This window comes from Lentzea waywayandensis (assembly GCF_900115955.1).
GTDB lineage: Bacteria > Actinomycetota > Actinomycetes > Mycobacteriales > Pseudonocardiaceae > Lentzea > Lentzea waywayandensis.
Window position 1 is genome coordinate 279,749 of sequence record NZ_FOYL01000004.1, and the last position, 25,601, is coordinate 305,349.

The following is a 25,601-nucleotide window of genomic DNA, read 5'->3' on the forward strand; positions in this document are numbered from 1 at the left end:
AGGACAGCGGACGACCCTGGAGAAACGAACGGGGCCACCTCGAAGTGAGGTGGCCCCGGACGGAGAACAGGAACTACGGGTTCAGCGCCTCGGTCACCGAGGCCGGTCCCACCAGCGGGACGTCGGGCGACAGGCCGTCGCTCTCCTCCACCAGGATCGGCTTCACCTCGTGCGGCTGGATCTCGCCGGACCGGATCTGCTCGGCGTAGTGGCACGCCACCTTGTGACCCGGCTTGAGCTCACGCAGCACGGGACGTTCGGTGTCGCACTTCGTCGCCTGCCGCCACGGGCACCGGGTGTGGAACCGGCAGCCACTGGGCGGGTTCGCCGGCGACGGGAGGTCGCCCGCGAGCAGGATCCGTTCGCGCCGGTCCTCGACCACGGGGTCGGGCACCGGGATCGCCGACAGCAGCGCCCGCGTGTACGGGTGCAGCGGCTCCGCGTAGAGGTCCTCGGAGCTGGCCTCCTCGACCAGGCCGCCGAGGTACATCACGCCCACGCGGTCGGAGATGTGCTTCACGACGGCGAGGTCGTGCGCGATCACCAGGTAGGTCAGGCCGAACTGCTCCTGGAGCTCCTCCATGAGGTTCACGACCTGCGCCTGCACCGACACGTCCAGCGCGGACACCGGCTCGTCGGCGACGATCAGGTCCGGCTCCAGTGCCAGCGCCCGCGCGATGCCGATGCGCTGCCGCTGACCACCGGAGAACTCGTGCGGGTACTTGCGCAGCGCCGTGGTCGGCAAACCGACGGCCGTGAGCAGGTCGCGAAGCCGCTTGTTGGTCGACTCCTTGCCCTTGTCCAGGCCGTGCGCCCGCAGGCCCTCGATGAGGATCGACTCCACGGACTGACGCGGGTCCAAAGAGGACAGCGGGTCCTGGAACACCATCTGGATCCGGCGCCGCATCTTGCGCAGGTCCTCGCCCTTGAGAGCGGAGAAGTCCTGCCCGTCGAAGACCATCTTGCCCGCGGTCGGCTCGTTGAGCCGCAGCATCGCCCGCCCGAGGGTGGACTTGCCGCAACCGGACTCGCCGACGAGGCCGTACGTCTCGCCGCGCTTGATCTCGAGGTCGACGCCGTCGACCGCGTAGACGTAGCCGACGGTGCGGTCCATGAACACGCCCCGCTTGATCGGGAAGTGCACCTTCATGTCCTGGACGGAAACCAGGGTCTCGCTCATACCGGCACCTCCTCGGCGGCGGGAGTTCCCGGCACCACCGGGTTGTGGCAGCGGAGCAGGCGGCCCAGCTGGTCCTCCTCCGGCGGAGTGACCTGCGTGCAGATGTCGAGCGCGTTCGGGCACCTCGGCGCGAACGCACACCCCTGCGACCACGGGATGTTGTCGGCGACGGAGCCCTTGATCGGCGTCAGCTTCGAGTGACGAGCGGCGTCGAGTCGCGGGATCGAGGCCAGCAGGCCGTGCGTGTACGGGTGGCGCGGCTCGGCGAAGAGCTTGTGCCGCATGGCCTTCTCGACCACCTTGCCGCCGTACAGCACGTTGACCTCGTCGCACAGGCCGGCGACGACACCCAGGTCGTGGGTGATCATCACGAGCGCGGTGCCGAGGTCCTGCACCAGTTCCTTCATCAGCGACAGGATCTGGGCCTGGATGGTCACGTCCAGCGCCGTCGTCGGCTCGTCCGCGATCAGCAGCTTCGGCCGGCACGCGAGCGCGATCGCGATGAGAGCGCGCTGCCGCATACCGCCGGAGAGCTGGTGCGGGTATTCCTTGAGCCGCCGGTTCGGGTCCGGGATGCCGACCTTGTCGAGCAGGTTCTTCGCCTCGATCATGGCTTCCTTGCGAGGCATGCCGCGGTGCCGTTCGAGCACCTCGGTGACCTGGATGCCGATCGGGACGACGGGGTTGAGCGAGGACAGCGGGTCCTGGAAGACCATGCCGAGCTCACTGCCGCGCTTGTCGCGCATCTGCCTGTCGGACAGCTTCAGCAGGTCCGTGCCGTCGTAGGTCACGCTGCCGGAGACCTGGGCGCCGCGCTTGGGCAGCAGACCCATGATCGCCAACGATGTCACCGACTTGCCGCAGCCCGACTCACCGACGAGCCCGACCGTCTGGCCGGGCTCCACGTTGAAGCTGACGCCGTCGACAGCGCGGAACGGCTCCTCGCCCTTGCGCTGGAACACGACGGAGAGGTCACGTACTTCGAGCAGTGCCACGACGACTCACCGCCTGTTCTTCGGGTCGAGGGCTTCACGCAGGGTCTCGCCCATGAGCGTGAACCCGAGCGCGACGATGATGATGCAGATCGCGGGCCACGCGGCGAGGTGCGGATGGGTGTCGAACACCTTCTGCACGTCACCGAGCATCTGACCCCACTCCGGCGTCCGGTCGTCCGGGTTGCCGAGGCCGAGGAACGACAGCGCGGCCGCCTCGATGATCGCCGTGGCGAGCACCAGGGTGGACTGGACGATCACCGGGCCGAGCGAGTTCGGCAGCATGTGCCGGAACACGATCGCGCCCTTCTTCACGCCCAGAGCGGTCGCCGCCAGCACGTGGTCGCTGTGCCGTTGCGCCAGCATCGAGCCTCTGAGCAACCGGGCGAACACGGGGATCTGCACGATCGCCACCGCGAGGATCACGGTGAACTGGCTCGGCCGCGCGAACATCGCCGCGATCGAGAACGCCAGCAGCAGCGACGGCAGCGAGAGCATGACGTCGACGACGCGCATGACGAGCGAGTCGACCCAGCCACCGATCGCGCCCGCGAGCGTGCCCAGGATCAGGCCGCCGGTCAGGCCGATGATCGTCGCGCCGATGCCGACGATCAACGTCTGCTGCGAGCCGATCAGCAGGCGCGACAGGAAGTCGCGGCCCTGCAGGTCGCCACCGAGCGGGTGGCCCGGCTGCGCGGGCGGGATCTCGTTGCGCGCCTTGATGACCTGGTCGATCAGCATGGGGCTGGCCGGGTCGTGCGGCGCGAGCCACGGCGACAGGATCGAGATCGCGACGAAGATGCCGATGATCGTCGCGCCGATCAGGAACACCGGACTGCGCTTGAGCCGCTTCCACGCGCTGGCCGCGAGCGAGACACCCGCGGTCTCGGCGAGGCCGTCGATCTTGTCCTTCTTGGTCACTCCAAGTGCCACTGGTCTCACCTCGTCCTGATGCGCGGGTCGATGAGCGCGTACGAGAGGTCGACCAGCAGGTTGACCACGACGTAGACGCTCGTGGCCATGATGATCAACAACAGCAGCACCGGATAGTCACGCCGCTCGAACCCGATGGCGAGCGCCTCGCCGACACCGGGGAACGAGAACACCTTCTCGGTGAGCACCGCGCCGGAGAGCAGCGCGCCGGTCTGCAGGCCGATCGTCGTGACGACCGGGAGCATCGCGTTGCGCAGCACGTGCCGGCGGCGGATCACCGAGGCGGTGAGGCCCTTGGACTCGGCGGTGCGGACGAAGTCCTCGTCGAGCACGTCGAGGACGGCCGCGCGGGTGATCCGGAAGATCACCGCGAACGGGATCGTCGCCAGCGCGATGGCCGGCAGGATCAGGTGTTCCAGCGCGTTGAACGTCGCGTCCCACTCGCCGGTGATGATGCCGTCGAGGGTGAAGAACCCGGTGACGCGAGTGGCGTCGATGGCGTCCTGACGACCGCTGGACGGCAGCCCGAGCGAGGACGAGGCGACGCCCTTGAGCACGTAGGCCAGGAAGAACACCGGCACGGCGACACCGATGAGCGAACCGATGACGCTGAGGTTGTCGAACCAGCCGCCGCGGCGCTTCGCGGCCACGTAGCCGAGCGGAACGCCGACCAGGATGGCGATGACGATCGCGAAGAAGCTCAGTTCGAGCGTCGCGGGGAATCTCTGGATGAAGATGTCGAGCGCCGAGTCACCGGGCTGAACACCGGTGGAGACGCCGAAGTCACCGGACGCGGCGCGACCGAGGAACTTGAAGTACTGCAAGACGATGGGCTGATCGAGGCCGAGCTGCTTGGTGAGCTCCGCCGCCTTCTCCGGCGTAGAACGGTCTCCCAGGAGGGCCGAGACCGGCCCTCCTGGGAGTACGCGCAACCACGCGAAGAGCAGCAGCGAGAGCACCAGCACCACGCCGACCAGCTGAATCAGCCGTCGAATGGTGTAGCGGAGCACTTGAGCTACCCCGTTGTTCTCTTGTGGTGGGAGCTAGTCAGCTCAGCCCTTGGAGGCCGGGCCGAACTTCTCGTCGGTCAACGGGCTCGGGACGACACCCTTGATGTCCGACTTGAACACCAGAGCGGGCGGGGAGTGCGAGATCGGGATCGCGGGCAGGTACTCGTCCATGATCTTCTTGTTGATCTCTTCGTACAGCTTCGTGCGGTTGGCCTCGTTCGGCTCGGAGTTGGCCTTGGCCAGGTCCGCCGCGAGAGTGGCGCCCCACGGGGACACACCGGTGTTGAAGCGGTTGTCGGTGCGGCCGAAGAACGTGCCGACCCAGTTGTGCGCCGTGCCGTTGTCGCCGGTCCAGCCCAGGAGGAACAGGTCCGGGATGCTGCTGTCGACGTCGGTGAGGTAGCCACCGTTCCACGGCTTGGTGACGACCTCGATCTTGATGCCGGCGGCCTGCAGGTCACCGGAGATCGCGCCGAACAGGTCCTTCGGGGACGGCATGTACGGACGCGTGACCTCGGACGGCCAGTAGAACTTCAGCGTCAGGTCGGAGGCACCGGCCTCGGCCAGCAGCGACTTGGCCTTGGCGGCGTCGTAACCGACGGCCTTGAGGTCCTTGTTGTAGCCGTTGACGGTGTCCGGCATGAACTGCGTCGCGACCTTGGCGCCCTCGGGCAGCTGCGACTTGACCAGCTGCTCGCGGTTGATCGCGTACATCAGGGCCTGACGGACCTTGAGGTCGGCGAGCTTCGGGTTGTTCTTCTGGTTGATGCCCAGGTAGAACACGTTGAACGCCGGACGGATCGCGACGTTGAAGCCGTCGGTCTTCAGACCGGCCCAGTCAGCCGCGTTCGGCAGGTCGTAACCGTCGATGTCGCCGGCCTTGAGCGCCTGCTTGCGGGCGGTCTCGTCCGGGATGATCTTGAAGACGATCTTGTCCAGCTTGGCCTTGGTGCCGTGGTAGGTGTCGTTCTTCACCAGTTCCACGGTGTTGTTGGCCTTGTCGTACTTGCCGAACTTGAACGGGCCCGTGCCAGTCGGGTGCTCGTTCGCGTAGGCCGGGAAGGTGAACGCGTCACCGGCGGCCTGGACGTTGTCCGCGTCGTACTTCTTCAGCGCGTCGGGGCTGGAGATCGAGAACGACGTGAAGCCCAGGACCGACGGGAACTGCGAGGTGACCTCGTTCAGCTCGACCACTGCGGTCTTGGCGTCCTTGGCCGTGCAGGCCTTGAACAGCGAGGGCTTGTCCGGCGTGCTCGCGAAGCCACCGAAGTTGTCCAGCCAGTACTGGGAGACGGCGTCACTCGTGCCGGCGCCCTTCTGGTTGTACCAGCGGTTGAAGTTGAAGCACACGGCCTCGGCGTTGAAGTCCGTACCGTCGTGGAACTTCACGCCCTCCTTGAGGGAGAAGGTCCACGTCTTGCCATCTGCGCTCGGCTCGTACTTCTCTGCCAGCGCGGGCTCGACCTCGGCGGTACCCGGCTTGAAGCCGACCAGACCCTCGAACATCTGGCGGGAGACCCGGAAGGTCTCACCGTCGGTCGCGTAGAACGGGTCGAAGAGCTTCGGCGCACCGGCGGCGCCGAAAGTCAGCGTCCCGCCTTCCTTGCCGCCGCCGCCTGAGTCGCGCTGGGATTGCGCGCAACCGGACAGGGCCAGCGCACTGACGCTGAGGAAGCCGATCGCGGCAACCCAACGGCGGCGAGCCGTTACTGAGTGGACCATCAAACACCCCTTGGACAATCCGCACATCTCACGGTGTGGTCGCCGACCATAACCGTTGTACATACCCCCTCCGGGGTTACTCAGGTCACGATCCGGCCACTAGACCAGGCATTCTGATACGTCCGGCGCACGGCCGCTGACCCAACGTGAGCACGCTAGATGCGTCGAACGCTCTCCTAGGCTGTAGAAACAACAACGACACGCGGAGGAGGCCACATGAGCAGACTGGTCGAGTTCCGCGTGCTCGGCCCCCTCCAGGTCCTCCTCGACACCGAACCGCTGCTGGTCAGGGCGGGTCGGCAGCGTGCGTTGCTGGTGTCGTTGCTGCTGCGCGCGGGCACCTCGGTGTCCGTGGACGAACTCGCTGGAAACGTCTGGGGCGAGAATCCACCCGCACGTGCACGCGCGACTCTTCAGACCTATGTGATGCGTCTCAGACAGCTGCTCGGACCGTCCGTGCCGATCAAGACCGTGCCCGACGGATACCTGATCGACGTCGACGAGAAGACCATCGACCTGATGCGCTTCGAACCCCTGATCGAACAGGGCGAGCAGGAGCGCGCCGCCGGGAACCTCCAGGCCGCCTCGGCCGCGTTCGCCGCCGCGCTGGGGCTCTGGCGAGGTCCGGCCCTGGTCGACGTGCCGTCGGAGATCCTGCATCGCGACGAGGTGCCGCGGCTCGACGAACGCCGCCTGCACGTGCTGGAACGCCGTGTCGAGGTCGATCTCGAACTGGGCCGGCACGGCGAGCTGGTCGCGGAGTTGTCCCGGCTGACCAGCGAACATCCGCTGCGCGAGCGGTTCTGGGCACAGCTGATGGTGGCGCTGTACCGCTCCGGCCGGCAGAGCGAGGCCCTGGCCGCCTACCAGCGCGTGTCGCGGTTGCTGGGCGACGAGCTGGGCATCGATCCCGGCGACGAACTGCGACGCGTGCACAGCCAGGTGCTGTCCGGGTCGATCGACGCCGTGGCGAGGGTTCCCTCGGGCACGCCGGTCGCCACGAAGCCGGAACGGGTCGTTCCGTCGCAGCTCCCGGCGGACATCCCCGACTTCGTCGGCCGGGACGAGGCCGTGTCGCTGATCGTGGCGTTGCTGCGGACGGCGCAGGGTGTGCCGGTCGTCACGCTGGCCGGGCCGCCGGGTGTCGGCAAGACGGCCCTCGCCGTGCACGCGGCGCACCGGATGCGCGCCGATTTTCCGGACGGCCAGCTGTACGTCAACCTGCGCGGATACGCCCCCGGACCGCCGTTGAGCGCCGTGGACGTGCTGCCCCGGTTCCTTCGTGCGCTCGGGACCGAGCCTGACCAGGTGCCGCTGGACCAGGACGAGCAGGAGGCGATGTTCCGGTCCACGTTGACCGGCCAGCGCGTTCTGCTGCTGCTGGACAACGCTTCCTCGGCCGAGCAGATCCGTCCGCTGCTGCCGGGTTCTCCCGGGTGTGCGGTGCTCGTGACCTCGCGCGACACGTTGCGCGGTCTGGCCGTCTCGCACGCGGCGTCGAACGTGCGGCTCGACGTGCTCGACTGGCACGAGACGAAGTCGCTCCTCGCGGGCATTCTGGGTGCGGACGAGGTGGCGTCCCAAGAGGACGCCGCGTTGGAGCTGGCGGCCCTGTGCGCGCATCTGCCATTGGCTTTGCGTATCGCGGCCGCGAACCTCGTGTCGCGCCCGGAGCTGTCCATCGCGGACTACGTGGAGGAACTGCGGGCGGGCAACCGGCTCGCCGCGCTGGCCGTCGAGGGCGACGAACGGGTCGCGGTGCACGCGGCGTTCGACCTCTCCTACACGGCGTTGAAGCCCGAGCTCGCGCAGATGTTCCGCTTGCTGTCACTGGTGCCCGGTACGGACTTCACGCCGGAGATGGCGGCCGCGCTTTCGGGACTGACCACTCAGGACGCTCGCCGCCGGCTCGATCGCCTGGCGACCGCGAACCTGATCTCGAACCACGCGCCGTCCCGCTACCAGTTCCACGACCTGCTGCGCGACTACGCGGCCGAGCGCCTGGCGTTCGAGGAGGGTCGCGCGGACTCCCGTCTCTCGTTGCGGCGGCTGCTGGACTGGGCGGTGCGCTCGGTCGACAACGCCACCTCCGCGATGAAGTCGACGCTGTTCCGCTTCCCCCGTCCCGCCGCGGTGGACAGCGTGGTGCCGCGGACGTTCAGCACTTCTACCGAAGCCCTGACCTGGCTGGACGTCGAAAGGGCGAATCTGGTCGCCCTGGTGGCGCACGCCGTGGAGCGCGACCCGGAGAACTCACCGTGGCAGCTGGCGGACGCGCTGCGCGGCTACTTCTACACGCAGGGCCTCACCGCGGAATGGCGGGAGACCGCGAGGGCGGGGCTCCTGGGCGCTCGTGCGCCGCGTGACCAACTCGGCCAGCTCGCGATGCTGTCGTCGCTGGGCACGCTGTACTGGGTGACCGGGCAACACCGCAACGCCCTCGGCCACTACCTGCAGGCCATCGCCCTGCAGGAGCACATCGACCTGCCGGAGGCCGAGGCCGCCGTGCTGTCCAACGCCGGCAGCGTCTACATCGACCTCGGCGAACTCGAGCACGCCGCCGACCACCTCGAACGCGCGCTGGTGATCACCCGCCGGATCGGCGCGTTCCAGGTGCAGGCCAACGCGCTGTTCAACCTCGGCGGCGTCTACATGCAGCTCGGCCTCCTCGACCGGGCGGCGTCGACGTTCGAGGAGGCGCTGGAAGGCGGCACGCGCATCGACTCGTGGATCACCCAGGCGAACTCGATGCGCGCGCTGGGCGAGGTCTACGCGTCACGCGGTCAGCCCGAACTCGGCGCGTCGTACTTCATGCGCGCGAGCGAACTCTACGAACGTGCGGCGGCCCGCAACTTCGGCCACACCATGCACGAGGGCATGGCCATCACGCTGATCATGCGCGGCCGTTTCGAGGAGGCGGCGGTGGAGGCGTCCGCCGCCATGCAGATCGCGCGGGACCTGGAGAACGTCAAGAGCGTCTGCGACGCGCAGAACCTGCTCGGCCGCGCCCTGGAGGGTGCAGGCCGTTATGCCGAGGCGTTGGAGCAGTTCTCGGCGGCGCTGGCGATCGCGGTCGACACCGGTTACTCGTGGGGCATCTGCTCGGCGCGCCGTGGCCTGGCGTCCTCGTACCGCGCGGCCGGCCGGTACGAGGAGGCGCTGGCGATGGCCACCTCGGCACTGGTCGAGGCGGGCCGATCGCAGTTCCGCCTGGCGGAGATGGAGGTGCTGCTCGTGCTCGGGCGCACGCACCTCGACATGTCGGCTGCCTCCGAAGCCCTGGACTGCGCTCTGCGGGCCTCGACCGTCGGCGCGGCCCTGGGTCACCGCTGGGTGTTCGGGCGGGCGCTGCAACTGGCCGGCGACGCGGCCGTCGTTCTGGGTGACGCGACCGCCGCCCGTGCGCACTGGTCCACGGCGCTGGAGGTCTTCAGCGCGATCGGAACACCCGAGGCGTCCGTCGTCCAGGCTCAGTTGCTTGACGTGACAACGTAGTCAGCTCTGGCCTTGGTCTCGTCGACCGCGAACCAGCCTCTTTCGTACTGCTGCCAACGGATGAAGTGTTGTCTTTGGTGCTCGCCGTCGCGCTTCACCGCACGTTCCAGCCGTTCTTGTTCGCTTTCGTGGTCCACGAAGATGGCGAGGCTCAGGCGGGTGTTCGCCTTCCTGGCGCTGGAGAAGCCTTCCAGGATGATCGTCCCTTGTGGAGCGATGACGACCTCGTCGCCTTCTCCGATGCACGGAAACCCTTGGGACCAGTCGGTTTTCCGGTAGCGGCCTTCGCGGCCGTGCTGTACTTCTGTCAGTGCCTGCTGTAGCCGTGGCCACCACTTCGTCGTGGGGTCGTCCCACGTGGCGAAGTGGTCGGTGCTGATGAGCTGGGCGTTGAGTTCTTGGGCGAGCTGTTTCGCGAACGTGGACTTGCCCGCACCGGACGGACCGTCCACCGCGACCAGACGAGTGCCGCCCAGCCGCGGTGGAGCCGTTGCTACATGCTCCGGCGACCAGATAGCGCACGCCCCAGCGTCAGCTCGTCCGCGAACTCCAGGTCGCCGCCCATCGGCAGCCCGCTCGCGAGCCGCGTGACGGACAGCCCCGGGAAGTCCCTGAGCATCCGCACCAGGTACGTGGCCGTGGCCTCGCCCTCGGTGTTCGGGTCCGTGGCGATGATGACCTCGGAGATGTCGACACCGTCGGTCGCCGTGCCGATCCGGTTGAGCAGCTGGCGGATCCGGAGCTGGTCCGGCCCCACGCCGCTGAGCGGATCGAGCGCGCCACCCAGGACGTGGTAGCGGCCCTTGAACTCCCTGGTGCGCTCGATCGCCTGGACGTCCTTGGGCTCCTCGACCACGCAGACCAGCGCCAGGTCCCGCTTCGGGTCGCGGCAGATCCGGCAGCGGGTCTCAGCCGACACGTTGCCGCAGACGTCGCAGAAGACGACACCCTCCTTGACCTTCTGCAACGCCTGCTGAAGCCGCTCGATGTCAGCGGGCTCCGTGGCGAGAAGGTGGAAGGCGATGCGCTGCGCGCTCTTCGGGCCGACGCCCGGGAGCCTGCCCAGTTCGTCGATCAGGTCCTGTACCGGGCCCTCGTACATCTCTTAGCCGAGCAATCCGCCGAGGCCGCCCTGAGCGAGCGGGCCGAGCTTCTGCTCCACGAGCTCCTGCGCCCTGGCGTTGGCGTCCTTGATCGCGGCGATCACCAGGTCCTGAAGGGTGTCCACGTCCTCCGGGTCCACGATCTTGGGGTCGATGACGAGGTTGACCAGCTCGCCGCCGCCGGTGACGGTGGCGGTGACGAGGCCGTTGCCCGCGTTGCCGGTGACCTGCGTTTCGGCCAGCTGCTGCTGGGCTTCTGCCATCTGCTGCTGCATGTTCTGGGCCTGCTGGAGCAGGGCCTGCATGTCGAACTGACCGGGTTGCACCGCTGGTCCTCTCGGTGGGTCTTCTGGGTGTTGTCCAGCGTACGGGGGCGCGTTGGTTGGGTGATTCGTCCCCCTGTCGCGTTGGCGGGTGGCGGTTTGCGAGTTCGTAGGTGGTCACCTTGCGAGAGTCGCCTTGCGGCTGATTCCTGGGGCTCCGCCCCAGACCCCGCCAATCTGATCCAAAACCGGGGCCTACGCCGTCTGCGGGTTGATGGCACGCCTGGTGCTTTGGGCGGAGGCGCGTTGCGTAGAGGGGCGCGTTGGTGGGGTGGTTTCGTCACGAGTCGAGCCAAGAGCGGGCCACACATGAGTAGGGGTGTCAACTCGACGAAAAGCGTGTCGAGTTGACACCCCTACTCATGCGCAGCAAGAGCTGTGGCACGACTCGTGACGAAACCACCCCACCCTTAGCGCACGGTAAAGACGGCTCGCCTTCGGCGTCGCGGACGGTCAGGCTCTCGGCTTCGGCCTCGCGGGAGTGTCAGGCCCCGTCGCTAGTTGCGCCAGCGTGGGCTGTTAGGCCTTCTTCAGTGGGCGGGCGCCCAGTTCGTCGGCCAGGAGTTGGAGCATTACCGACTCCGGGTCCTTGGCCTGGACCTCGTTCACCGCGCCTGGGTCTGCCGGGCGGGCGGCCTCGGCCAGCATTGCTTCTTCGTCGTCCGGTTCCGGCGGGAGGGGGTCGTCGGGCTCCGGGGGCTCCGGCGGGGGTGGGACGTCGTCCATCGGCGGGCGCGGGGCGTGGGTTTGCTGTGGTTCTGGTTGGGGGCGCGCCTGTTGGTTCTGTGCCTGGCTTGGGCGGGTGGGGGCCGGGCGGGCCGCCTTGGCCGGGGTTGATTGCTGTGCGGCGGCGCCTGGGGTGCCGTGGGTGCAGCGGACCTGCCAGGTGCCGCCCAGTACTGAGGACAGGGCCGTGGCGATGGCCTCGGTGTTGCGGGACTCGGCCAGGCGGCGGGCCAGCGGGGCCGAGGTGTGGGTGATCGTGACCACGTTGCCGTCCACCTCGCTGACCATGGCGTTCGTCAGCATTGCCTCGGTGCTTCGGCTCGTCGCGCGGACTGCGGCCAGCAGTTCGGACCAGATTCGGCGGACCGCCGTCGCGTCCATGGCGCCGCCGGCGGACGTCGTCGCGGGCTGCGGGGGTGCGACAGGTGCCGCTGCCGGGGCTGCGGAGGCGGCGGGCGCGGGGGGCTGCACCGGAGCCGGGGTCGGAGTGGGCGCCGGGGTGGGCGCGGCGGCCGCGGCCGGTGCCGGAGTGGGGGCGGCTGCTGCGGGCTGAGTCGGGGCCGCTCGGGGCGGTTCCTGTTGCCTTGGCTGTTCGGGTGCGGCGGGCTCGGCCGGTTGCTGGGACCTGCGGGTGAAGACCGGGCCGCCCGCGGGACCGGCTGGCTCGCCGGAGGCCGCTGCGATTGCTGCCGGGGGGCGGCGTTCGAGCTGTTCCAGGCGTTGGAGAAGCGCGGCTTCCGACTGGCTCACCGACGGTAGGAGCATGCGGGAGACGAGTAGTTCCAGCAGCAGGCGGGGGGCGGTGGCGCCGCGCATGTCCACCAGGCCCGCGTGGACGATCTCGGCGTAGCGGGTCAGGGCGGCCGGGCCGATTCGTTCTGCCTGGGCCGACATGATGGCCACTTCGTCGTCCGGGGCGCTGACCAGGTTGCGTTCGGCGGCGTCCGGAACGGCGCAGAGCAGGACGAGGTCGCGGAGGCGGTCGAGGAGGTCCGAGGCGAAGCGGCGGGGGTCGTGGCCGGCGTCCACCAGGCGGTCGATGGTGCCGTAGACGGCGGCGCCGTCGCCTGCGGAGAGGCCGTCGACCACGTCGTTGATCAGGGCCGAGTCGGTGACGCCCAGGAGTGAGATGGCGCGTTCGTATTTGACGCCGTCCGCGCCTGCTCCGGAGAGGAGCTGGTCCATGACGGACTGGGTGTCGCGGGCCGAGCCGCCGCCCGCGCGGATCACCAGCGGGAAGACGGAGGGTTCTACGGCCACGCCTTCCGCGGCGCAGTTGCGTTCCAGCAGTGAGCGCATGACGCCGGGCGGGATCAGGCGGAACGGGTAGTGGTGCGTGCGCGAGCGGATGGTCGGGAGGACCTTGTCCGGCTCGGTCGTGGCGAAGATGAAGATCAGGTGCTCCGGCGGCTCCTCCACGATCTTCAGCAGGGCGTTGAAGCCCTGCGTGGTGACCATGTGCGCCTCGTCGATGATGAAGACGCGGTACTTGGACTCGGCCGGGGCGTAGAAGGCCTTGTCGCGGAGGTCGCGGGCGTCTTCGACGCCGCCGTGGGAGGCCGCGTCGAGTTCCACGACGTCGACGCTGCCGGTGCCGTTCGGCGCGAGGCCGATGCAGCTGTTGCACTCGCCGCACGGGTCGGGGGTCGGGCCCTTCACGCAGTTCAGCGAGCGGGCGAGGATGCGGGCCGACGACGTCTTGCCGCAGCCGCGCGGGCCGCTGAACAGGTACGCGTGGTTCACCCGGCCTGCCGACAAAGCGACGCGCAGCGGATCGGTCACGTGCTCCTGGCCAACGACCTCGGAGAACGTGGCCGGACGGTACTTGCGATACAGAGCGAGCGCCACGCCCGGAACAGTACCGGTGGCCACCGACACAAAAAGGGGACCCCGTGCACCCACCAGAGCCCGCTTATCCTTGCTGCCTTCCGGCCCTGGGGAGGTTCGCGAGATGTGTGCCGCACGAGGTCCTCGATCAGTGTAGCGAAGGGTCCTGATCGAACACACGTTCGAGTTGCCCACAGTGTTGTCCCCAGGTGTGGACAACCGGCCACACCCTGACCGGACACCCTCCCGCACACTGATCAACATGCGCAGAACGGGCCTCGCGCCGACCGTGATCGCGGTGGCTGCGACGGACGCGCTCGCGCAGGCATCCAGGCCCTAGATCGAACGTGTGTTCGAGTTGTCCACCGGATTGTCCCCACCTGTGGACAACTTCCGCCCCGTGGCCAGCATCAGCAGGTCAGGGGCGGGCAGGTCCGGCACTCCGGACTCGCGAAAACGCTTGCGCGCACCCCAGAACGGGCTTTTCAACACATGCTCCAACGCGGCCTGGGCCGGTTCGAGCGGCATCTCCCGGACGCGTCCCAACGGCCGTGCGATGTCCTGGCCGTGCACGAGGAAGTCGACCAACGGATCGATCGGCGCGGCCATGGGCGCACGCTTCGGCGAGCCGGCCGTCTCGCGGATCTGCGCGATCAACTCCGATCGAGTGAACTTCGCCGCGATCGCACGGGCCTTGTCGTCCTCCATGCGCTCCCAGTCGAAGCGCGCCTTCACCACGCCGGTGAGCACGTCCCGCCAGCCGGTGCGGGTCGACGTGGTCAGGTGCGCGGCCATCTCCTGCATGGTCCAGCCGGTGCACAGGGTCTCGCGCCGCCACTCGTCGTCGGTCAGGTCTTCGAGGAGGTCGGCGACGCCCAGTCGTTCCGCCTCCAGCCACTTCATGATCATGATTGCCCCTCGATGGCGGCCAGCCTGCGGCGCAGGAAGTCCTGTTCGGATTCGGTGCCCGCGAGCGCGATGGCCTCGCGGTAGGCCTGGGCGGCCTCGTCGTCACGGCCCAGGCGGTGCAGCAGGTCCGCGCGGGCCGCCCGGTACGGGTGGTAGTCGCGCAGCTTGGGAACGCCGGCGAGCTCGTCGAGCAACGCGAGCCCAGCCGCCGCCCCGTCGCACATGGCGATCGCGGCGGCCCTGTTCAGCGCGACCACCGGGGACGGGCTGAGCGTGGTCAGCACGTCGTAGAGCGCGACGATCTGCGGCCAGTCGGTGCCGGCGAAGTCCGGCGCCTCGTCGTGCAGCGCGTTGATCGCCGCCTGGACCCCGTACGGGCCGTGCCCGCCGGTCAGCGCCCGTTCCGCGAGCGCGCTGCCCTCGTCGATCAGGTCGCGGTCCCAGAGCGCGCGGTCCTGGTCCTCCAGCAGCTCGGCGCGGGTGTCGCGGCGGGCGTGGATCAGCAGCATCAACGCCAGCAGCCCCGTGACCTCGCGTTCGGGCAGCAGCCCGTGCAGGATCCTGGCCAGCCTGATGGCCTCCTCCGCGAGATCGGCGCGCTGGGCCGCGTACCCCTCGGTGAAGATCGAGTAGATGGCCTGGAGCACGCCCGGCAGGCGTTCCGGCAGCTCGTGCGGGTCCGGCACGCGGAACGGGATGCGCGCCTCCCTGATCTTCTTCTTCGCGCGCACGATCCGTTGCTGCATGGTCGTGACCGGCACCAGGTAGGCCCGCGCGACCTCCGGCGTCGTGAAGCCGGCCAGGCAGCGCAACGTCAGCGCTCCCCTGTCCTCCTCGGGCAACGCGGGGTGCGCGCACGTGAAGAACAGCTCCAGCCGCTCGTCCGGCATCGGATCGGTCGCGGGCGGATCCGCCCGGTCGACCTCCACCTGCAGCAACGCCAGCCGCGCCGCGTAGACCTGATCGCGGCGCAGGCGGTCGACGGCCTTGCGGCGCGCGGTCGTGAGCAACCACGCGCCGGGCCGGTCCGGCACCCCGTCCACCGGCCAGTGCTTCAGCGCCGCCTCGATCGCGTCGGAGGTGACCTCCTCGGCCAGGTCGAGGTCACCGAACCGCTTGACCAGCGTCGCGAGCAGCCTGCCGCGTTCCTCCCGGAACACCTGCTCGACGTTCATCGGAGCTCAGAAGTCGAACTCGGCGATCGGCCTGACCACGACGGCCCCGCCGTCGCGCGAGCCGGGGCACTTCGCGGCCCACTCCAGCGCGGCGTCGAGGTCCGGCACGTCGATGATGTCGTAGCCGCCCAGCACCTCGCGGGTCTCGGCGAACGGCCCGTCCGTGACGGTGCGCCTCCCGTCCTGTCCGACCTGGACGGTGGTCGCGGTGACCAGGTCGGCCAGCGAGTGGCCGGAGACCAGGACGCCCGCGTCCTTCATCTCCTTCTCGTAGGCGATCCAGTCCTCGACCGTGCAGCTCGCCTGCTGGTCAGAGGCCGCGTAGATCAACAGCATGTACTTCACGATTGCCCTCCTCGGTCCGGTCTTACGGGATCACGACGAGCGGGCCACCGCCAGATCGACACAGGCCTCGAACTTTTTCCGGCGACCCCCGTTTTGGGCCCCGGAACACCCGTCCGGTAAGGTTCTCGACGGAGGATTCGCATAGCGGCCTAGTGCGCACGACTGGAAATCGTGTTGGGTTCACCCCCTCACGGGTTCAAATCCCGTATCCTCCGCTCTCATCCAAAGGGCGCCGAACGCAACGTTCGGCGCCCTTCTGGCGTTGTGGGGGCATGCTGCCCGAAGACCTGATGCTGCTGTTCCTCGACGAGGAGACCGGCCGCGTGCTGATGGACACCGCGTCCATCCACACCGCCCTGGCCGGCGCCGTGCTGCTGGAGCTGGTCAGCTCCGGGCGGGTGGCGTTCGACGCCGACGGCGTGAAGCTCGCCGTCGTGGACCCGGCGCCGCTGCAGAACGAGCTCCTGCAGGAGTCACTGATCCGGTTCTACGAGCCGATGGAACCGACGCGGGCGGTGAAGAGGCTGCTCCCTCACGTGCGGGACAACGTGATGGCGCAGCTCGTGGACCAGGGTGTGCTGACACTCGAGAACACCAGGATGTTCGGGATCTTTCCCACCAAGCGCTACGTGATTCAGGACCCGCAGGCGATCAGCGACCTCCGGGACGCCATTTGCAAGGCCGCGTTGAGACGCCGGGCGCCGGACGAGCACATCGGCGCGTTGATGTCGTTGCTGTACGCGGTCAACGCCGTGTACGAGGTGTTCCACGGCGACATCGACAGGGGTGAGATCAACGCGCGGGCCGGAGAGATCGCCGACGGCGACTGGGCCGCTGAGGCCGTGGCGCTGATAATGGACACGGCATCCAGAGCGACGTCGTGGAGGATAGTGGCCTCATCGATGGCGGCCGCTTCGTTTGGAGGTTCGCGCTGATGCTGCACGAGGATCTGATGCTGCTGTTCATCAACGAGCAGAACGGAAAGCTGCGCGCCGACTCGTCGTCGGTGGAGAACGCGCTCGCCGGTGCCGTGCTCATCGAACTGGTGAACTCTGGGCGCATCGCGTTCGAGCCCAACGGCAAGAAGCTCCAGGTCGTCGATCCGACGCCGCTGAAGGACCCGGTGCTGCAGGAGTCGGTGACGCGGTTCGACAAGCCGATGAAGCCGCAGCGCGCGGTCGAGCGCATCCGGAAGCGGTTGCGGGACAACGTGGGCGCGCATTTGGAAGGCCGTGGCGTCGTGCGGGTGGAGTCGCGGAAGGTGATGGGGATCTTCCCGGCGAAGAGTTATGTGATCACCAAGGAGTCCGCGCAGAACGACGTGCGGAAGGCGGTCGGCGAAGTCGCGCACGGCTACCGGGGAGCGGATGCGCGGACCGGGTCGTTGATCACGCTGCTGTACGCGGTGAGGTCCGTGCACAAGGTGGTCGAGGGCGACAAGCGCGACATGAACAAGCGTGCCAAGGACATCGCGGCCGGCAACTGGGCGGGCGACGCCGTGCGCCGGGCGATCGAGGCGATCCAGGCCGGTGTGGGTGCCGCAACGGCAGCTGCCGCCGCCGCGTCATCGGGTGGATGACACAGCGACGGCAGCGGTGAAAGCCGTTACTTCTTGAGGCAGTCGAGAATGTCTTCCAGCGCGAACACGATCCTGTCGACGTTCGCGTCACCCGTGGACGGGCGGGCGCGGACGATCTGCGGGTCGTGGTCGCTCGCCTGGTCGGCGAACTCGGCGTTGATGTGGACCACGTCGTAGCTGAAGCGCGTGATGTTCTTGCTCATCACGAGGTGGTCGAGCGTCTGCGAGTTGCCCTCGAAGACGTAGCTGTACCGCTCGTTCGCGGGCAGCGTGTCGATCAGCGCCTTGAGGTTGCCGTCGCCGGTGAGGGCCTTGACGGCGGGCGAGAACTGGTAGTCGTTCAGGTCGCCCGCGAGCACCACGTTGGCACCCTTGTCGATCGCGCGGATCTGCTCCGTGAACGTCTTCAGCGCCGCGGCCTGCTTGGCGCGCTGCACCTCGGACGTGCGGTTCGGCGGCTGGTTGCGGCCGTGGATGGCCTCGTCGCCGCCCTTGGAGTTGAAGTGGTTCGCGACGACGAAGACCGTGCGGCCGCGGAACTTGAACTCACCGGCGAGCGGCTTGCGGCTGTTCGCCCACGCGTCGTTGAGCGGGTCGATCCGGCCCGGTGACACGGAAAGCGACGCGCGGCCGTTCTTCTTCACGACCTGGACGGGCGTCTTGAAGTCGCCGCCCGGACGGTCCACGAAGGACACTCGCTGCGGGTTGAAGAAGAAGCCGACGCGGATGTTGCCGCCGGGCTCGCCGCCGTCCTTGAGGTTCTCCGGGTCGATCTGCCGCCACTGGTAGCGCGGGCCGCCCTTGGCGAAGATCGCGTCGGAGAACTTCTGCAGCGTCTGGTCCGCCGCCACGACACCGTCGTTGGTCGCGCCGTTGTTGTCCTGGATCTCTTCCAGCACGACGACGTCCGGGCTGCGCAGGTTCGTCGTGACGCCCTCGGCGAGCCGGTCGAACTTCGTCTGCGGGTCGGACGGGTCGAGGTTCTCGACGTTGTAGGTCGCGACCGAGAGCTCGGACTCCTTCTGCTGCGCGGTGATCTCGCGCTCCAGGTTGGACGACGCGTGCTGGCCGAGGTTCAGCGCGGCAAGCGTGTAGCCGCCGAAGTTCGTGTACTCGATGGCACCGATGGTCGCGCCGGCGAACACGTCGCCGACGTTCGCGGCGGGCAGCGTGCCCACGGTCTTGATCTTCAGGCGGCCGCTGTTGGCCTGGTCGTACGCGGTGTAGGTGGTGCCGCCGCGCAGGTTCTTGTTCTGGTCGGGGTTGACCGTCACCCAGACCTCGCCGAACGTGTTGCTCGGGCCCACGACGCGGGCGTCGTCGACCTGGACGAGCGTGCCCTCGAGCGACTCGAAGTAGTCGAGGCCGTACTTCGCGGGCTCCAGCGGGAGCTGCTCGATGCTGCCGCCCGGAGCGGGCAGGTACCCCGCCGGGATGTTCTTCACGACGACCGGCGCCGGGACGGGGTTGCCCTTGGAGACCGTGATCGTGGTGGGCGCGGTGATCTCGGTGAGGGTCTGGTTGGAGCCCGTCTCACCGCCCGGCCGGTACTCCGCGATCGTGCCGCTGACCACCACGCTGTCGCCGACGGCCACGGTCGGCGCGCTGCCCGCCGTGTAGACGAAGACGCCCTCGCTGGTGCGCGGGTCGGCGTCCGGGGCCGTGTCCTGGATCCAGAAGCCGCGGTCACCCGTGGCGCGCGTGCCGGTGACGACGCCGGGGACGTTGGTGACCTTCTGGCCGACCAACGGCGAGATGCGCGAGACGCCCTGGATGTCGTGGATGCGCTTGTCGCCGGGGGTGGGGTCCTCCGGGTCGGGATCCGGGTCGCCGCCGCCCGGGGTCTCGCCCTTGGAGTTGGTCGGGGTCGGGTCGCCGACGGTGAAGTCCGCGGAGTTGTCGTCCGTGTCGGGAAGACCGGTCTTGCGCGACGCTGAGCTGGTGTTGCTCAGGGCGCCCGTCGCGGTGGCTTCGCGCACCACTGCCGTGCCGAAGCCGACGAGGTCCTTGATCCGCGTGTCGGCCGCGCAGTCGGCCGCCGTCTTGCACGTCAGCGCCGCGGTGCCGTTGACCAGCGCGATGGTGCCGCCGGTGGCGCTCATGGCGATCGTGCCGGTGGCGTCCGGGGCGGGCAGGTCGACGGTGCCGCCGGTGCCCTTGGCCTGCGCGACGAGGAACGTCTTGCCGGGCGCGATCGAGCCGGCCAGCGGGGTGACACCCCACTGCGTGCTCGCGCCGGGGGTGGCCGAGATGTACTGGACGCTGAAGCCGTCGAGCGCGACCGGGGTGGTGCCCTTGTTCGCGAGCTCGACGAAGTCCTGCTTGAGGGTGGCGCCGGAGTTGCCGCCGCCTCCGTAGACCTCGGAGATCAGCGCGTCTGTGCTGGGTGCGGCGACGGCGGGGACGGCGGCGAGCACGAGTGCCGCCACCGCTGTCCCGACGACGGGCAGGGTGGGTCTCAAAACTTCCTCCAGGGGATGCGGCGGACCGACGCATCTTTCCCCGATCGGGTGAGCTTTGGTAGCCGTTGTTACTAACGGTTAACCGGTTGGCCCATCAATGATCACTCGAACAAGTGTTCGATCATGGTGTAGGCTCCATTTCGGAACGTCGGCCGGTGGGCCCCTCCCAGGCACCGGCCGACGTCCCTACGTTCAGAGGCATGAAGATGCTGAGCTACGAGCGCCGCTGCGCCGAGATCGTCAATCAGACTTCGCTGCTGACTTCCTCCCTGGACGGCGCCGACCTGGGCATTCGGGTGCCGTCGACCCCGGACTGGACGCTGAACCAGCTGCTCCGCCACGTCGGCCACGCGCACCGCTGGGCCGACGAGATGCTCCGCGAGAGACTTCCGGAGATCGACTACTCCCGCAACGGGGCGCAGCTGCTCTCGTCGTATGTGGGTGAGCCGGCGTCCGTGCTGGTCCCCTGGTTGAACGAGGGCGCGGCCTCCCTGTCGGAGGTGCTCAGCGAGGTGGCCCCGGACGAGATGATCGCGCCGCTGGCCGGCCACCCGGGCCCGCGCGTGTGGTCACGCCGGATGACGCACGAGACGGTGCTGCACCGCTGGGACGTGGCGAACGCGCTGGGCGTGCCGTTCGAACTGGACCAGGAGGTCGCCCACGACACGCTCTCGGAGTGGACCGCGCTGGCACTGCCGTACGCGTTCATGCGCTGGCCCGCCGAGACCGCGCCGCTGGTCGGCCCCGGCCACACGGTGCACCTGCACGCGACCGACGCCGAGGCGGAGTTCGTGATCGATCTCACGGGCCCCACGCCGACGGTGCGGGAGGGCCACGAGAAGGCCGCGGTGGCGTTGCGCGGCCCGCTCGTCGAGCTGGTGCTGGCCGTGTACCGGCGCAGGCCGGTGGAAGGGCTGGAGGTGTTCGGGGACGCGGAGCTGCTCGCCCTGTTCCTGGACCGCGTACGTTTTTGACCATGGGGTCACTGAGCTACCAGGAACGCGGCTGATCGAGGGCGCGTCGCTGATCTCGGATGCGATGTCGACCGTCAATGCCCACGACATGATCGCGGTGATGCTCCCCGGCAAACCGCGACCGCGGTTTCTCCCTTGCGTCAGGGTCGGCGCAAGGGAGAAACAGCGAAGGCTATTTCCCTTGCTGGACGCTCCGCTTGCTCACTCGCCAAGCGTCCAGCGCGGACAACCCGACAGAGACGACGATCACGATCGTCAACTCCGTCCCCCCAATGTTGCCAAGCGTCGCCAAGACGAGCGAAAGAGCGACGAAGGCCAGCAAGAAAACCACAATCGCACGGAGTGCGAGCTTGACCGTGGGCACAATTCCTCCTTAGCGAAGAGGATCACTGCGGATTGTACCAGTCAGCCGATTCCGGTGCCCACTTCGATGAATCCGGGCGCCATGTCAGCCCGGAAGGTCAGCTTCACCCACGGGTATTCAGTGCTGATGCAGCCCCACTCGACAACACAGTTCTCGACCTTACCCTGATAGTAAGATTCGACCCGCCACGCAGGAGTTGCGCCCACGACGTTGGCCATCTCACCACGATAGTAGGCCGTTCCGGCCGAATCACTGATGTACGGGTACCGGTTGTGCACCGAGGTGATGGATTTGTTGAAATCCACACAGTGGTCGGCGCGCTGGTGGTACTTGTAGTAGACATTCCCGACGACGGTGTAGCTCGTCACCTGGTGGTCGTTGATCCAGCAGCTGATCGCGGCAGCACCCACCTCACCGGCAGCAGATGCCGGCGCAGGTGACGTACTCACCTCAACCGTGCGGCGTTCCGGATCAGCCACCTGCGCGGCGATTTCCGGGTACTTGAGCAACGTCTGACGCCCTTCAGGCGACAACTTTCCAGTCGCCTTGATCTCTTCCAGCACCGCAATCGCGTCCTTCGGAAGACCCTTTGCTTCCGCGGCTGCGACTCCGACGCCCCCGAGCAAAGCCAACGCCGATAACGAAGCAGCGACAGCCGATCCAACAAAGTGCTTTCGCACGAAATTCCCCCTCGGTGTTCTTCACAGCATCCGCCAGACTCGCGCTAGCGATCACGCTTTGCTGACTGCATCAGCGTGCGCGATGACGCTCACACTTTGATCACACCGTCGGTGACCGGAGTGCAACTGCTTGTCACAGCGACCACTCAGAGCTGGCGGCAGCCCATCCAGGTTTGGCCGCCTGCGGGTTTGACCCGCACACCACCACCGCGTCGACTTCGCCCGAAGTGGAAACCCAGGTGCATCAAACCGTGCGGAAAGAAGCACGGCGGCTACTGCCCGAACCGCGTCCCGTTGCGCCCTGAACGGCCGACACGAAGTCAGCAGCCGGTAAGCGGGAACAGCAGCGCGAGCGGGAGCAGGCCGCGGAGTTGTGGACGGAGACTTTGGGAGACACCGGAAGACGGCGACGGGAGGCAGCCGGGGGCTGGCGCCCGCGGCCTGGCCAGGGCAACTGCCACCAAACGTCAGAGCCCCGGTTGCCATGATCGGCAACCGGGGCTCTGAGCAGCGGTGGCGGTGGGATTTGAACCCACGGAGGCTTTCACCTCACACGCTTTCGAGGCGTGCTCCTTCGGCCGCTCGGACACGCCACCGATAAGAACAATACACAGCCCGCGCGACTGGCTTAACGCTGGGTCCGGAAGAAGCGTTCGAGCAGGTCAGCGCACTCGTGCTCCAGCACACCGCCCTGCACCTCTGGTCGATGGTTGAGCCGGCGGTCGCGCACGACGTCCCACAACGACGCCACAGCGCCGGTTTTGGGCTCCCAGGCGCCGAAGACGAGACGTGAAACACGCGCGAGCACCAGGGCGCCCGCGCACATCGTGCAGGGCTCCAACGTCACCGCGAGCGTGCAGCCGTCGAGGCGCCAGCCGTCGCCGTGCTTCGCGGCGGCTGCTCGCAGCGCCAGGATCTCGGCGTGTGCGGTCGGGTCGCCGAGTGCTTCGCGGGCGTTGCAGGCTTCGGCCAGGATCGAACCGTCCGGTGCGAAGACGACGGCGCCGATCGGGACGTCCGTGCCGGCGTTCGCGGCCGCTCGAAGGGCGGCTCGGACCATGTCCTCTGCGGAGATCACGCTTGGATCGTGTCGAGCAGCTTCGTGAGCTCGTCGATGAAGCCGATGCGTTGGGCGATCATCTGGAGCTGCTCGTCCGGGTAGAGGTCGACCTCGTCGACGATGATCTGGAGTTCGTGCGAGGGCATGCCGAGGTCGGTCAGGACGCCCAGGTCGCCTTCCGGCCAGAGTTCGTTGTCCTCCTCGTCCGGTGGTTCGACGCGGAGGAGATCGAGGACGTCGGCCGCGATGTCGTAGTCGAGGGCGGCGGCCGCGTCGGACAGCAGCAGCGCGACGCCACCCGGCACGGGACGCAGGATGATGAAGAACTCGTCGTCGACGGCGAGGAGACCGAACACAGCTCCTGTCGACCTCAGTTGGCGCAGCTCCGTGATAGCCGCGTCCAGCTCCGACAGCGCGGAGCTGTCCATCCTGCTGCACCGCCAGCGACCGTCCTCTCGGACGACCGCGACCGCGAAGCCGTTGACCGGCTCCTGCTGTGTCATGTGCACACCGTAGGGCCCAGACGACCTTCCCGGTAGCCGAGGTGGTGGCACCATCGGTAGATGAGCACAACTACGCCGGACCCCCGTCTCGCCGGATTGCTCGAAGGGGCGCGTTCGCTCCAGCCCCGCACGGTGGCGCTGCGCCGTCAGATCCACCGGCACCCTGAGCAGGGACTTCACCTCCCCAAGACGCAGGCCGCCGTCCTGCACGCGCTGGAGGGGTTGCCTGTCAAGGTCACGAAGGGCGAGTCGTCGACCTCGGTCGTGGCGGTGCTCGAGGGCGAGCGGCCGGGGCCGACGGTGCTGCTGCGCGGCGACATGGACGGCCTGCCGCTCCAGGAGGAGACGGGCCTGCCGTTCGCGTCCGAAGTGGACGGCAACATGCACGCCTGCGGCCACGACACGCACGTGGCGATGCTGGCCGCGTCCGCCCGGCTGCTGGCGGACCGGCGCGACGCTTTGAAAGGCCGCGTGCTCTTCATGTTCCAGCCGGGCGAGGAGGGCCACCACGGCGCCCGGCACATGATCGAGGAGGGCCTGCTCGACGACGGCGTGGAGAAGGCGTTCGCGCTGCACATCACGTCCACGATGAAGTCGGGCGTGGTGACGTGCCGGCCGGGGCCGATGATGGCGTCCGCGGACACGTTCCACGTGCACGTGAAGGGTCGTGGCGGTCACGGCGCGATGCCGCACAACGCGCTGGACCCGGTGCCCGCGGCAGCCGCGATGGTCGGGGCGATCCAGACGATGCTCGGTCGGCGGGTGAGCGTTCATCAGCCCGCGGTGGTGACCGTCGCGCAGATCAACGCCGGTACGACGACGAACATCATCCCCGAGGTCGCGACCCTCGACGGGACGATCAGGACGTTGTCGGAGGAGACGCGCGCGCTCGTGCACAAGGAGCTCAAGCAGGCCATCAAGCACACGGCCGCTGCTTACGGGTGCCATGCCGAGGTCAGCATCGTGCCGGGGTATCCGGTGACGGTGAACGACGACGTCGTCGGGCAGCACGTCGTGGATCTGGCGGCCACCGCGATGGGTGCCTCGTGGAGTGAGCCGATGCAGGATCCGCTGATGGGAGCCGAGGACTTCTCCTACGTGTTGCAGCGGGTTCCCGGGGCGTTGGCGTTCCTCGGGGCCTGCCCGCGAGGCATCGACCTGGAGGAGGCCGCGCCGAACCACTCGAACCGGGTGCTGTTCGACGAGGCCGCCATGGAGCACGGGGTGGCGATGTACGCGGCGTTCGCGCTGGACGCCCTCCGCTAGTTGCATGGACGCGTCGCACGGAATGATGGGCGCCGTGCGAGACGTGTGCGTGATCGGACTGGGACTGATCGGCGGCTCCGTGCTGCGGGCCGCCAAGGCTGCCGGACGCACGGTGTGGGGTGCGACGGCGAGCAAAGAGGACGCGGACAACGCGCGCGCTGAGGGCTTCGACATCGTGAGTGTGGACGAGGCCCTCAGCCGGAACCCCGAGGCGCTCGTCGTGCTCGCCGTGCCGATGCCCGCGCTGCCGGACCTGCTCCGCAAGATCCCCGCCGGCACCAGGCTCACGGACGTGACCAGCGTCAAGGGACCCGTGCACGACGCCGTGCACCGGTACGCGAAGGACGTCCGCTTCGTCGGCGGGCACCCGATGGCCGGCACCAGTCAGAGCGGGTGGGGCGCGGGATCCGAGACCCTCTTCCAGGGCGCCGCCTGGGTCGTCACGCCCGAGGAAGCCGACGACCACCTCAACGACGTCATCCAGCTCGCGCTCGACCTCGGCGCGCACGTGGTGCCGACGACGCCGGAAGAACACGACGAGGCGGTCGCGCGGATCAGCCACCTGCCGCACATCATGGCGGCGATCCTGGCGGCGGTCGGGGCGGACGGCGGACCGCTGGCCATGGCGCTCGCGGCGGGCAGTTTCGGGGACGGCACGCGGGTCGCCGGCAGCAGGCCGGAGCTCGTCAGGGCGATGTGCGAGGGGAACCGGGACGCGCTGCTGATGGCCGTGGACGACGCTCTGGGACGACTCGGTGCGGCACGGGGCTCACTCGCGTCCACCGGAGGTCTCGCGAAGACCATCGAGGCCGGGCACGAAGGCCGGAACGTGCTGGTCAACCAGCCACAGCGCACGAAAGTCACCATCGACCTGACCAAGCCGGGAGCACTCGCGGCGCTGCGGAACCTTGGGTCTCGCGGCGGACGCGTGGTTGGGCTGAACGGCAGCACCGCGCAAGCGGAAACATCGTAG

General features: G+C 68.3%; 23 protein-coding genes, 2 tRNA genes and 1 other RNA gene. 7 read left to right on the plus strand and 19 right to left on the minus strand.

Annotated elements, in window-relative coordinates:
• Positions 1 to 73: 73 nt before the first annotated feature.
• Genes BM417_RS17015 through BM417_RS17035 form a run of 5 tightly spaced genes read right to left on the minus strand, consistent with a single transcriptional unit; the run spans position 74 to position 5,837 of the window.
• The gene (locus BM417_RS17015) at positions 74 to 1,180 is read right to left on the minus strand and encodes an ABC transporter ATP-binding protein (protein ID WP_093594517.1); all 1,107 of its coding nucleotides are present in this window, start codon (positions 1,178 to 1,180) and stop codon (positions 74 to 76) included.
• Positions 1,177 to 2,175, minus strand: coding sequence for an ABC transporter ATP-binding protein (locus BM417_RS17020; RefSeq protein WP_093594520.1), 999 nt, complete (start codon positions 2,173 to 2,175; stop codon positions 1,177 to 1,179). Before BM417_RS17020 ends, BM417_RS17015 begins: the two co-directional genes overlap by 4 nt.
• Positions 2,176 to 2,181: 6 nt before the next feature.
• The gene (locus BM417_RS17025; RefSeq protein WP_177320469.1) at positions 2,182 to 3,105 is read right to left on the minus strand and encodes an ABC transporter permease; all 924 of its coding nucleotides are present in this window, start codon (positions 3,103 to 3,105) and stop codon (positions 2,182 to 2,184) included.
• Between the two features lie 5 nt (positions 3,106 to 3,110).
• Complete coding sequence (locus tag BM417_RS17030) at positions 3,111 to 4,115, minus strand: ABC transporter permease (protein ID WP_093594526.1); 1,005 nt, start codon at positions 4,113 to 4,115, stop codon at positions 3,111 to 3,113.
• A 42-nt stretch (positions 4,116 to 4,157) separates the two neighbouring features.
• Positions 4,158 to 5,837, minus strand: a complete 1,680-nt coding sequence (locus tag BM417_RS17035) for an ABC transporter substrate-binding protein (protein ID WP_093594529.1) — start codon at positions 5,835 to 5,837, stop codon at positions 4,158 to 4,160.
• Positions 5,838 to 6,053: 216 nt separating this feature from the next.
• Here BM417_RS17035 and BM417_RS17040 point away from each other — a divergent pair, with 216 nt between their 5' ends.
• Positions 6,054 to 9,332 (plus strand): AfsR/SARP family transcriptional regulator, encoded by a 3,279-nt coding sequence (locus BM417_RS17040; RefSeq protein ID WP_093594532.1) that lies wholly within the window; start codon positions 6,054 to 6,056, stop codon positions 9,330 to 9,332.
• Here BM417_RS17040 and BM417_RS17045 read toward each other — a convergent pair.
• The 8 genes from BM417_RS17045 to BM417_RS17080 all read right to left on the minus strand — a co-directional run bounded on the left by BM417_RS17045 (position 9,308) and on the right by BM417_RS17080 (position 15,740).
• On the minus strand, positions 9,308 to 9,784 hold the full coding sequence (locus BM417_RS17045; RefSeq protein ID WP_245821963.1) for a uridine kinase family protein: 477 nt from the start codon (positions 9,782 to 9,784) through the stop codon (positions 9,308 to 9,310). The genes BM417_RS17040 and BM417_RS17045 overlap by 25 nt on opposite strands.
• Positions 9,785 to 9,825: 41 nt before the next feature.
• Positions 9,826 to 10,434 (minus strand): recombination mediator RecR, encoded by a 609-nt coding sequence (gene recR, locus BM417_RS17050; RefSeq protein ID WP_093594538.1) that lies wholly within the window; start codon positions 10,432 to 10,434, stop codon positions 9,826 to 9,828.
• 3 nt (positions 10,435 to 10,437) lie between these two features.
• Entirely contained in the window at positions 10,438 to 10,740 is a 303-nt protein-coding gene (locus BM417_RS17055; protein WP_093596082.1) for a YbaB/EbfC family nucleoid-associated protein, read from the minus strand.
• 537 nt (positions 10,741 to 11,277) lie between these two features.
• On the minus strand, positions 11,278 to 13,332 hold the full coding sequence (locus BM417_RS17060; protein WP_093596084.1) for a DNA polymerase III subunit gamma and tau: 2,055 nt from the start codon (positions 13,330 to 13,332) through the stop codon (positions 11,278 to 11,280).
• A 30-nt stretch (positions 13,333 to 13,362) separates the two neighbouring features.
• An RNA gene (gene ffs / locus BM417_RS17065) (signal recognition particle sRNA small type) lies at positions 13,363 to 13,459 on the minus strand.
• A gap of 188 nt (positions 13,460 to 13,647) precedes the next feature.
• The gene (locus BM417_RS17070; protein WP_093594541.1) at positions 13,648 to 14,220 is read right to left on the minus strand and encodes a maleylpyruvate isomerase family mycothiol-dependent enzyme; all 573 of its coding nucleotides are present in this window, start codon (positions 14,218 to 14,220) and stop codon (positions 13,648 to 13,650) included.
• Positions 14,217 to 15,395, minus strand: a complete 1,179-nt coding sequence (locus BM417_RS17075) for an RNA polymerase sigma factor (RefSeq protein WP_093594544.1) — start codon at positions 15,393 to 15,395, stop codon at positions 14,217 to 14,219. The genes BM417_RS17070 and BM417_RS17075 overlap by 4 nt, the downstream gene beginning before the upstream one ends.
• Before the next feature lie 6 nt (positions 15,396 to 15,401).
• A complete protein-coding gene (locus tag BM417_RS17080) occupies positions 15,402 to 15,740 on the minus strand; it encodes a YciI family protein (RefSeq protein WP_093594547.1) in 339 nt (112 codons plus the stop codon).
• Between the two features lie 130 nt (positions 15,741 to 15,870).
• On the opposite strand from BM417_RS17080, the gene BM417_RS17085 reads away from it, so the two are divergent.
• From BM417_RS17085 to BM417_RS17095, 3 genes are all read left to right on the plus strand, one after another.
• Positions 15,871 to 15,955 (plus strand) — tRNA-Ser (locus BM417_RS17085).
• A gap of 57 nt (positions 15,956 to 16,012) precedes the next feature.
• Positions 16,013 to 16,675, plus strand: a complete 663-nt coding sequence (locus tag BM417_RS17090; protein ID WP_093594550.1) for a GOLPH3/VPS74 family protein — start codon at positions 16,013 to 16,015, stop codon at positions 16,673 to 16,675.
• Positions 16,675 to 17,319, plus strand: coding sequence for a GOLPH3/VPS74 family protein (locus tag BM417_RS17095; protein WP_093594553.1), 645 nt, complete (start codon positions 16,675 to 16,677; stop codon positions 17,317 to 17,319). The genes BM417_RS17090 and BM417_RS17095 overlap by 1 nt, the downstream gene beginning before the upstream one ends.
• Before the next feature lie 26 nt (positions 17,320 to 17,345).
• Here the strand turns inward: BM417_RS17095 and BM417_RS17100 are convergent, their stop codons facing one another.
• A complete protein-coding gene (locus BM417_RS17100; protein WP_245821964.1) occupies positions 17,346 to 19,781 on the minus strand; it encodes an endonuclease/exonuclease/phosphatase family protein in 2,436 nt (811 codons plus the stop codon).
• A gap of 200 nt (positions 19,782 to 19,981) precedes the next feature.
• Here BM417_RS17100 and BM417_RS17105 point away from each other — a divergent pair, with 200 nt between their 5' ends.
• On the plus strand, positions 19,982 to 20,755 hold the full coding sequence (locus tag BM417_RS17105) for a maleylpyruvate isomerase family mycothiol-dependent enzyme (protein WP_093594556.1): 774 nt from the start codon (positions 19,982 to 19,984) through the stop codon (positions 20,753 to 20,755).
• A gap of 172 nt (positions 20,756 to 20,927) precedes the next feature.
• Here the strand turns inward: BM417_RS17105 and BM417_RS17110 are convergent, their stop codons facing one another.
• The 5 genes from BM417_RS17110 to BM417_RS17130 all read right to left on the minus strand — a co-directional run bounded on the left by BM417_RS17110 (position 20,928) and on the right by BM417_RS17130 (position 23,362).
• Positions 20,928 to 21,119, minus strand: a complete 192-nt coding sequence (locus BM417_RS17110; protein WP_093594559.1) for a hypothetical protein — start codon at positions 21,117 to 21,119, stop codon at positions 20,928 to 20,930.
• 41 nt (positions 21,120 to 21,160) lie between these two features.
• Positions 21,161 to 21,799: a hypothetical protein gene (locus BM417_RS17115; protein WP_143138679.1), complete on the minus strand. Its 639-nt coding sequence runs from the start codon at positions 21,797 to 21,799 to the stop codon at positions 21,161 to 21,163.
• 511 nt (positions 21,800 to 22,310) lie between these two features.
• Positions 22,311 to 22,395, minus strand: a tRNA-Ser gene (locus BM417_RS17120).
• A 32-nt stretch (positions 22,396 to 22,427) separates the two neighbouring features.
• Positions 22,428 to 22,859 carry a nucleoside deaminase gene (locus BM417_RS17125; RefSeq protein WP_093596089.1) on the minus strand — a complete coding sequence of 144 codons (432 nt, stop codon included), beginning with the start codon at positions 22,857 to 22,859 and terminating at the stop codon, positions 22,428 to 22,430.
• 14 nt (positions 22,860 to 22,873) lie between these two features.
• Positions 22,874 to 23,362, minus strand: a complete 489-nt coding sequence (locus tag BM417_RS17130; protein ID WP_177320470.1) for a tRNA adenosine deaminase-associated protein — start codon at positions 23,360 to 23,362, stop codon at positions 22,874 to 22,876.
• Positions 23,363 to 23,422: 60 nt separating this feature from the next.
• Here BM417_RS17130 and BM417_RS17135 point away from each other — a divergent pair, with 60 nt between their 5' ends.
• Positions 23,423 to 24,628, plus strand: coding sequence for a M20 metallopeptidase family protein (locus tag BM417_RS17135; protein ID WP_093594567.1), 1,206 nt, complete (start codon positions 23,423 to 23,425; stop codon positions 24,626 to 24,628).
• A gap of 4 nt (positions 24,629 to 24,632) precedes the next feature.
• Complete coding sequence (locus BM417_RS17140) at positions 24,633 to 25,601, plus strand: prephenate dehydrogenase (protein WP_245821965.1); 969 nt, start codon at positions 24,633 to 24,635, stop codon at positions 25,599 to 25,601.